Origin of the sequence: Bradyrhizobium sp. (assembly GCF_016462955.1) — a bacterium.
In the GTDB taxonomy this organism is placed as follows: domain Bacteria; phylum Pseudomonadota; class Alphaproteobacteria; order Rhizobiales; family Xanthobacteraceae; genus Bradyrhizobium.
On sequence record NZ_JAEMSD010000826.1, the window covers coordinates 1 to 1886 of the forward strand.

Annotated in this window: 3 protein-coding genes; all 3 read left to right on the forward strand. The window is 62.7% G+C overall.

The window, feature by feature from the left end:
• The first annotated feature begins 394 nt into the window (after nt 1–394).
• Complete coding sequence (locus JHD07_RS38870; RefSeq protein WP_291631855.1) at nt 395–520, forward strand: hypothetical protein; 126 nt, start codon at nt 395–397, stop codon at nt 518–520.
• Between the two features lie 11 nt (nt 521–531).
• On the forward strand, nt 532–621 hold the full coding sequence (locus tag JHD07_RS38875; protein WP_035677463.1) for a K(+)-transporting ATPase subunit F: 90 nt from the start codon (nt 532–534) through the stop codon (nt 619–621).
• Nucleotides 622–734: 113 nt separating this feature from the next.
• The coding region (gene kdpA / locus JHD07_RS38880) for a potassium-transporting ATPase subunit KdpA (protein ID WP_291631862.1) at nt 735–1886 on the forward strand (1152 nt) is incomplete at its 3' end.

Sequence of the window (1886 nt, forward strand, 5' to 3'; positions counted from 1 at the left end):
CGCCGGGTGATGGTGCATCGTAACGTCGGAAAGCGGCGGTCATGTCAGGCCTCCTGGAATTTGGCGTCGGTCAGTCGGCCGGCCTCTCCAAGATGGCTGGAACGGCATTTGAAAACGAGATGATGAAGGGGCGGGAGATATAGGGATATCATAAAAGGTGCGGGGCTTTGCGCCATGTTCCACTCGCCCGGCGAACGCGGAGAGGGCAGCCGATCAGCCTGCTTGTGACCGTGCGAGGGGGCGGGCTTTTATGAGATTCCTATAACTTTGCCATAGCCCTCATCTCGAAAACCTATGTCCCGGATGGCACTTCAGCGCGCTGAGAGCTCCCGGCGGGCGCCACGGAACATGTGCCGTGATTGATTCATCGCAAGCGGGCTGCCGGAAGCAGAAAATGGGGTTGCGTCCAAGGTTGGTCGCAACGAGGAGCACTTTCATGATGGACCTTCTGATGGTGGCGCTCGCCGTCGCCTTTTTCGCCCTCGCGATCGGTTACACCTACGCCTGTGAACGGCTGTAACGGAGCGGGCCATGATCTTTGATTACACGCTCGCGGGCGCCGTCTCGTTCGGCCTCCTGATCTATCTCACCTATGCACTGCTGCGGCCCGAGCGGTTTTGACGCCGTGCTGCTGCTTGTCGAATTGCTGCTGGCCGACGCCGCGCTCGTTGCGGGTCTGCTTGCGTTGCTCCTGCCGCTGTTGCGCCGGACCCAAAGCCTGAAGGGTTAATGCCATGACTGTGATCGGTTGGCTCCAGATCATTCTCTATTGTGCGATCGTCGTCGCGCTGACCAAGCCGCTCGGCTGGTACATGACGCGCGTGTTCGACGGCGAGCGCACCTTCCTGTCACCCGTCCTGCGCCCGATCGAGGCCGGCATCTACTGGATCTCCGGCGTCGACGAGAAGCGCGAGCAGCACTGGCTGACCTATACGGTCGCCATGTTGCTGTTCCACGTCGGCGGCTTCCTCGTCATCTACGGCCTCATGCGGCTCCAGGCCATGCTGCCCTTCAATCCGGCAGGGCAGTCCGCGGTCGCCGAGGATCTGTCGTTCAACACCGCGATCTCTTTCATCACCAACACCAACTGGCAGAACTACGGCGGCGAGAGCACGCTGTCCTATCTGACCCAGATGGTCGGCCTCACGCACCAGAATTTCCTGTCTGCCGCGACCGGCATCGTGCTCGCAGTGGCGCTGATCCGCGGCTTTGCGCGCGCCTCTGTACGCACTGTCGGCAATTTCTGGGTGGACGTCACCCGCTGCACGCTCTACATCCTGCTGCCGATCTGCATCGTCTACACGCTGTTCCTGGTCTGGCAGGGCATCCCGCAGACGCTCGGAGCCTATGTCGAGGCGACCACGCTCGAAGGCGCCAAGCAGACCATCGCGGTCGGCCCGGTCGCATCGCAAGTGGCGATCAAGATGCTCGGTACCAACGGCGGCGGCTTCTTCAACGCCAATGCGTCGCACCCCTTCGAGAACCCGACCGCGCTGTCGAACTTCGTGCAGATGCTCTCGATCTTCGTGCTCGGCGCGGCGCTCACCAACGTGTTCGGACGGATGGTCGGCAACCAGCGCCAGGGCTGGGCGATCCTCGCGGTGATGGGCGTGCTGTTCGTCGCCGGCGTCGGCGTCTGCTACTGGGCGGAAGCCAGCGGCACCTCGACCATGCATGCGCTGGGCCTGACCGGCGGCAACATGGAAGGCAAGGAAGTGCGCTTCGGCATCGTCGCGTCCTCGCTGTTCGCCGTGATCACGACCGCGGCCTCCTGCGGTGCCGTCAACGCCATGCATGACAGCTTCACTGCGCTCGGCGGCATGATCCCGCTGATCAACATGCAGCTCGGCGAGATCATCGTCGGCGGCGTCGGCGCTGGCATGTAC